Raw genomic sequence first — 7232 nt, 5'->3', positions numbered from 1 at the left:
CGGCAGTTGGTCCGTGACCCAAGTCGCCGAGCTGGACGAAGACGGTGTGGTTCATCACCGCCAGCAACTCAACGGGGCCGTCGTTCAGGCGGCGGCGTTGGGTGGTAACGATATACTCTACGGCGGCAACGGCAACGATCTGTTGGACGGCGGCCAGGGCAACGACGTGCTGGACGGCGGGGCCGGCCGCGACATCCTGCAAGGCGGCCTAGGTAACGACGTGCTGTACGCCGACGAACAAAACGCCGAAGCGGGGTTGGGCTCGGTCCCGGCCGATCGTCTGGGCGACTTTCTCAGCGGCGGTAGCGGTGACGACATGCTGATCGGCGGCGGCCGTTCCGACGCGTTGATGGGCGGCGAAGGCAGCGACTGGCTGGAAGGCGGCGCCGGCAACGACATCATTTTTTCGGATGCCGACTACACCACCCAAGCCAACGACTGGACCTTCGCCAAAACCGACCAGACCTACCCCTTCGCCGACTCGACTCGGCCCAACCTGAACGGCGTCGGCCTCGGTCCGGTGAACGGCTCACTCGATACCGAGACGGTAACCAAGCGCCGGAATGCTGCAAACGAGGTCGCTTGGCCGCTAGCGGCGCGATCCAGAAAATGCGCGTAAATGCGCAAGCTGTTGCAAAAAACGAAACGAATGGTACTAAAGGGTTATGGTAACGAGTTAATCTGTTAGACAAAATCGACCAACCCTGCCAAGGGGCCGTGTCAGAACCAACGGCGACGACCTGATAATGGATGTTCCGCAATTGGACAAGCATCATTAGTGGAAGCGATTAAAAAAACTGATGGAGATTTATATGAGTTTGAATAGTTTGAAAATACGGCGCAATGCCCTATGGTTATTGCGCCTTACGGCCTTGGTTGTTGTGCCTTACGGCCTTGTGAAGGCCGACATAGTAAAGATTGTTACTCAACCAAGCATTATAAATATCGGCTTTGTAAAAGAACCATCAAGAGAATTAAAAGTAAATTTTCCAATGTGCGATGTTTTTTTGAGAGTTACTTGGCTAGACAAAGAAAAGAAAATTGGTTATACCGAATATGATCTTTATAAATCCGACGGAAGTAAAGATGGAATGCATAATTTGGCTTTAATACACCTTGATTCTAATTGGCCAAGTTTTAGATATAACATAGAAACTTGGCGAGATGAAAATAAGCTTAAAAAGTTATCAGCCTTAATAATAAATGGAAGAATTAAAACAATAATTGGAGAATACAATCTAATTATAAACGGAGAAGATGGTGCTAGCATCACTGTTCCCAGTACTTCTTTAGAGTTAACGCTTAGCAATAATAAGTTAAATGTATGTGTCCCATTTCCTGATGGAAAAAGAATGTGGATAGCAGAGGAAAAGAGAGTAGATAAAGTTTACGAAAAACAAGAAATAAACAAAAATATGGAGAAGTTGAAGCCATGGATTTCAGATGTTTTTCCGGTAGGCGCTTATCTTTTAAACTCATATAGCTCTGTTATAGATATAAACTTTGATGGGGTTGAAGACTATTTTGGAGCGGCTATTACAGTATATTCAAGCGGAAATAGATATTATAGAATGCAGCCAATGTGGGCTCATGAATATGATGACAATTACGGCGAATTTTATTTTCCGCAAATAAAAAATACATGCCGAATTATATTTTGGTCATTTTACCTGACAACTGATGGAAAAAACTATTTCCTAAACAATCAATGCAACTTAACAAAACTAACTCAGAAAGGCGAATAGAATGGGAAACATCAACTGGAGCAAATCAACAAATTTTTATGATGAAAAGAACTCGCTAATTAACGCCAATGTGAATCAAGGCCGTAAGGCGTAATAACCAACGGGCATTACGCCGTATTTAACCAACTTACCATTGATACTAAACAAATGGATTACCGGCGAATTTGGCATCCTGGCGGAACCTATTTTTTTACTATCAATTTGTTACAACGAAAAAATAACGATTTGTTGGTAAGGCATATTCAATCTTTACGGGAATCAATCGGAACCGTGAAAGCTCATCACCCGTTCAAAATTCACGGTTGGGTGGTATTACCTGAGCACATGCATTGCTTGATTGAGCTACCGGAAAACGATATTGACTACGCCACCCGAATACGTTTGATAAAAATTGGATTGTCCAAAGCAATACCAAAAACTGAGCGCAGATCGAATATCAGAATCACGAGAGGCGAACGTGGTATTTGGCAACGGCGTTATTGGGAACACCTGATACGGGATGAAGCCGATTTTCAAGCGCACACGAATTATATCCATTACAACCCGGTGAAACATGGCTTGGTAAAGCAAGTAAAAGACTGGCCATATTCTACCTTTCCTCGATGGGTCGAGCGTGGTGTTTATCCTTTAAATTGGGCAGGAATTGACGGAGATTTATATCATTTTGAGTAATCGAAAAATAATACGGCGCAATGCCCTTTGGTTATTGCGCCTTACGGCCTTGATAAAGCCCAATAAAAAAGCAAAGCCAATCACACAAGAGTGGTTTGTTGGGCCAAAAATCGTGATTCATCTCAAAGATATTTTAAATAAATGGCCGCCGATTGGACTTTTGGACAGGCGTAGCCTAAAAATCTTTCCGCGATAATGCGCTAACGCGGATTGTTACCGGCCACGTCAGTCGGATGCAATAAAACGCAACAGCCACTCACTTAAAGCCTCTAACCAAATTTTATGGAACCGATCATCAACAGGGAACGTGCTTGCCGGATACTGACCAGCTTGCACGATATAGTGTGTCGATACATTCTGCTCCTTTGGGAAGTGGAGGCGCTTTGGATGTCGACGGGTATAACCGAGATTAATATGAAATTGAATACGACGGCAAAAGCATCCATACGGTGCCGCTGCTTATTTCGCCTTACGGCTTTGCCAATTACCAAGATTAAGACATGGGTTGGGAACTTTTAAATTTGTTTATCTCCCCGGGGACGTTGCGATTGATCGTCTGGGCAGTGGCGATAGGCGGTGTCGCTACTTTTTTGGTCGTGCTATGGATAACCGTTTCCGCCGCTCGGCGCAATATCAATAATCCTAAGTTCCGATATCTGGCAATGGGCTTGGTGCTGGCGATATTCCTGGCGCCTGTGGCTTACAAGCTCCATCAAAACCACCAGAAACAGCAGCTTATTGACGCCAAACTAGCCACCATGACCAAGGCCTTGGACCGCTATCACGAACTGTGTAAAGGCGCTGGCGAGAAGATTTACCGTACCGTCGATGATGTCGATGGGGTATTTTTGATGAAACTCGAGTTTGATGAAAGTTCCGGCATCAGCCAGTACAGCATTGATGCCAAGAGTCCTTATGAAGGACTAGGGGATTTCGATACCAGTGGGCTCTATAAGAACGACCATGCCGTTGGTTATATGTCTTTCGATGGGCATATCAGCTCGTTTCTACTGGATCGTATCGTCAGAGGACAAGGTAGTTTCCCTTGGGTTGATAATCCAAAAAAGTACCCTAGACAGCCGGCCTTTCGTTATGTCGAGGCGATTGATCCCTTGGACCGCCAACGCTACCGTTACACCGGCAGTTGGCAGAAATCCGATAAAAACGACCGGGAAAAGTGGCGAAAACTTCGCCAAAAATGGGGATACATTCCGCGTGAGCTGTTAGAACCTGTCGACTTTAATGATGACGGCCCTTTCGAATTTATATTGACCCGAGAACCCGCGGGCAATCCGCCGCCCCGCTATGGGGTGACCTACGACGATCTGGAAACCCCGGAAGAGCGGCAGATGTGGATCGCCGGCAGCGCATTGAAAGTCATCGACCTGCAAACCGGCGAGTTGCTGGGGAAGCGCATCGGCTATCTGCATGATCGGGGTGGCGGCAGCGCGGCTGCTTACCGGCAGCCGTGGTCATTTGCTCAAACCGAAGTTGGCTGGGCTTGTCCCCATCGCCAATATGGTCAGGATCATTTTGTTTTTAAAGTTCTTAATTCTAATTTAGGAGAAACCCAATGAGCGTATCGCCAATAACGACTTATCTGAAATACACGCAACTGCAAGTGGTGGCAGAGGCGTTTTTAACCGATAAATTTACGGGAGAACTTTTGCAAGGAACTCACTTCGACGATGCTTTGTTAAAGGGCAACAAACACACCAGCAGACTCACCCAACCCGAAATCGACGATTTCCAAGCGCATTGGCAAGTCGTCACCCAACAAGCCAACACCGACACCGGTTTCAGTGGCACTCTGTTCAAAAGTACGGACGGCGAATACGTCATCTCCTTCCGCAGCACCGAATTCGTCGAAGATAACATCCGTGACGGCGGCACCAACAACTCCATTCACGATTACGGCTGGGCCTTCGGCCAGATCAGCGACATGATGAAATGGTTCGACGGCCTGAGAAGTAGCGGCCAATTGCCGGCCGACGCCCATTTCACCGTCACAGGCTATTCGTTGGGTGGCCACTTGGCCACCGCGTTCGCGATGCTGGCTCAAGATCAAGGCTGGATAAATCAAATCGATCATGTGTATTTGTTCAACTCGGCCGGTACTGGTGGTCTGAACAATGGCAACAGCCTCGATCAAGTCATCAATAGGTTTGATCAACTTTGGAACAATGGCCAACCCGACGAAAACTTACTGATGTCACTTGCTCAATCCGTCGGTTCAGGGCTGTACGATCAAGCCATCACCGCCGCCAATAATGCCGAAGCCGAATGGCGGCGAGTCCGGACCTTGACCGACAGCACCGGCGAGCCGAATCAATCCTTTTTAGGCGCCATGGGCGATTGGCGCTTTCATCTGGCGATGAAACTGGCCGCAGAAGGCGCAACTACCGGTGCGCCATTTGGGGCCGCCATTCCTTTTACGGACACGCTCTATACCAATACGGGCTTGTCGGACAAAATTACCGAAGTCGCCGGCTCGGGTTTTTCGGCCGTCGCGGTCAGCGGTTATCGGCACACCACTGACCAAGCCATCGTGCAGATCGAAGACCAACCCTTGTGGCGAGGCACCCCGGAGCATATCGCCGACTTGATCGACAATTTCAATGCCAGCTTCAAAGCGTTAGCCATCAGTGATCATTGGGATGTCAACGATTTCGGCGATACGCACAGCTTGGTGCTGATGATAGATTCGCTGACGGTGATGGATACCTTCGCGGCGCTTGATACCAGCGTCACTCTGGAGCAATTAAACCGCCTGATCCAATCGGCCAACAATCGCAATGCCAGTACCGAACCCGGCCAGCAGGGCCAATCCGAAGGCAATACACTGGAAATTTTAGTCGACAAACTATACAAAGCCGTTGTCGGTATCGGCCAAGCACCTGAGTTGCATAATGCCACCTATATCGATTCCAAAACCGGTGCCACAGTCAATCTCACCGACGGCAATTCGTGGTCGAACATCGAGTCTCGCAATGCGTTGCACAATAAATTAGCCGAGATTAAGACTGCGATAAAGACCGAGATCGATGATGGCAAAAGCTTTGCGTTAACCTTGCTAAGCGATGCGAACTCATCCGGCATGGTAGCTAAAGCAACCCAAAACGATGCCGAAGGCTTGGCCTACCGTTTTGCATTGGTCGAACTCAATCCTTTCGTCGTGGCCGGTCTCGATTATGTATCGGCAAATGCAAACGGCGAGCTGAATTTGTATAACTCGGCCAATGGTACCGGCGATCTAACCGAGCAGTATCTTAGAGACCGAGCCGCGATGCTAGATTGGAAACTAAAATACGACGGTGGCAAACACGATTATAACGACTTGATTGTAGCCAATTACCTATCTGCAGTCACTCTAGTAACAGCGAGCAATCCAATCATTCCTAGTGCCTATTTGGCAAGTGAAGCTTTCAAGCTTTATAAGGATAAATCCTATAGTGACGAATGGGATACTTTGCAATTTTCAGGCAATTGGACCTATATCGACAAGACTTTACTGGTCGATGGCGAGCCGCTCAAAATTGTTATTGACGACTTAAGCCTATTTTCGGACGATCATCAAATCGTCTTCGGCTCGCAGTCTGGCGAAATGCTTAACGGCAGCAATACCAGCGACAGGCTCTACGGTGGCGGCGGAGACGACCTATTAACCGGCGGCAAGGACAACGATTACCTGGAAGGCGGCCGTGGTAGCGACATTTATGCCTTCATCGCCGGCGATGGCATGGACACCATTCTGGATACCGATGGTCAAGGTAAAATCACCTTCGAAGGGATACAGGCCAAAGGCCAGACCGGCATTGCCGCCAACCAATGGATACATGCCGGCAACACTTGGCAGGATCTCCAACATAGCATCGGTTACAACTTGGTGGTCCGTGCCGATGGTACTCAGGATTTATTGATCGCTACGGCGAGCAATACCTTATTCGTCAAAAACTGGGCCGAAGGCGAATTGGGTATCAATTTGGCCGCCGGTCAAGCGCCCGCTGCGCCAAATGGTTTGAAGCTGTTCGGCGACCTCAAACCCCTAGACCAAGACCCCAATATCGCTGGCATCCAGATCGGCTATGATGCGCTGGGCAACATCATCGTCGGCACAGAAGCCGATCCCGGCCGGGAAGACACGCTTTACGACGATACCGGCAACGATTTGCTGGAAGGCTATGCCGGCAGCGACATCCTGCTGGCCAATCGCGGCGGCGACAATCTGCTTTACGCCGACCAACAACAAGACTTCCAAACGCTGTACAACCAAGGCCAAGCCGCTGTGGGTACAGGTTTGCGCGGCGACCTGCTGGCCAGCGGCACCGGCAATGATCAACTTTATGGTGGCATCGGCCAGGATATATTGGCTGGCGGCGATGGCGCCGACGTGTTGGTGGGTGGGGGCGATGACGACATGCTCTACGGCGACGGCGGTATCGCCAACCCAAGCGGCAGTTGGTCCGTGACCCAAGTCGCCGAGCTGGACGAAGACGGTGTGGTTCATCACCGCCAGCAACTCAACGGGGCCGTCGTTCAGGCGGCGGCGTTGGGTGGTAACGATATACTCTACGGCGGCAACGGCAACGATCTGTTGGACGGCGGCCAGGGCAACGACGTGCTGGACGGCGGGGCCGGCCGCGACATCCTGCAAGGCGGCCTAGGTAACGACGTGCTGTACGCCGACGAACAAAACGCCGAAGCGGGGTTGGGCTCGGTCCCGGCCGATCGTCTGGGCGACTTTCTCAGCGGCGGTAGCGGTGACGACATGCTGATCGGCGGCGGCCGTTCCGACGCGTTGATGGGCGGCGAAGG

The 7232-nt window shown here is 49.9% G+C and carries 4 protein-coding genes and 1 pseudogene; all 5 read left to right on the top strand.

Translation table 11 applies throughout. From position 1 onward, the window contains the following. Positions 1–619: calcium-binding protein (locus BJL95_RS24825; RefSeq protein WP_368086611.1), on the top strand; the 619-nt coding region annotated here is incomplete at its 5' end. A gap of 193 nt (positions 620–812) precedes the next feature. Further along, positions 813–1745, top strand: a complete 933-nt coding sequence (locus BJL95_RS18065) for a hypothetical protein (protein WP_139306318.1) — start codon at positions 813–815, stop codon at positions 1743–1745. 147 nt (positions 1746–1892) lie between these two features. Further along, the gene (locus BJL95_RS18060; protein ID WP_071159970.1) at positions 1893–2417 is read left to right on the top strand and encodes a transposase; all 525 of its coding nucleotides are present in this window, start codon (positions 1893–1895) and stop codon (positions 2415–2417) included. Between the two features lie 500 nt (positions 2418–2917). Continuing rightward, positions 2918–3994: a hypothetical protein gene (locus BJL95_RS18055; RefSeq protein ID WP_071159968.1), complete on the top strand. Its 1077-nt coding sequence runs from the start codon at positions 2918–2920 to the stop codon at positions 3992–3994. Next, positions 3991–7232, top strand: a pseudogene (locus BJL95_RS18050) (hypothetical protein); the annotation flags it as partial. The gene BJL95_RS18055 and the pseudogene BJL95_RS18050, both read left to right, overlap by 4 nt.

It is taken from the genome of Methylomonas sp. LWB (assembly GCF_001856095.1).
Classification (GTDB): domain Bacteria; phylum Pseudomonadota; class Gammaproteobacteria; order Methylococcales; family Methylomonadaceae; genus Methylomonas; species Methylomonas koyamae_A.
The sequence above is the reverse complement of the archived record's forward strand: the minus strand, read 5'-3'. Positions and strand labels throughout refer to the sequence as shown.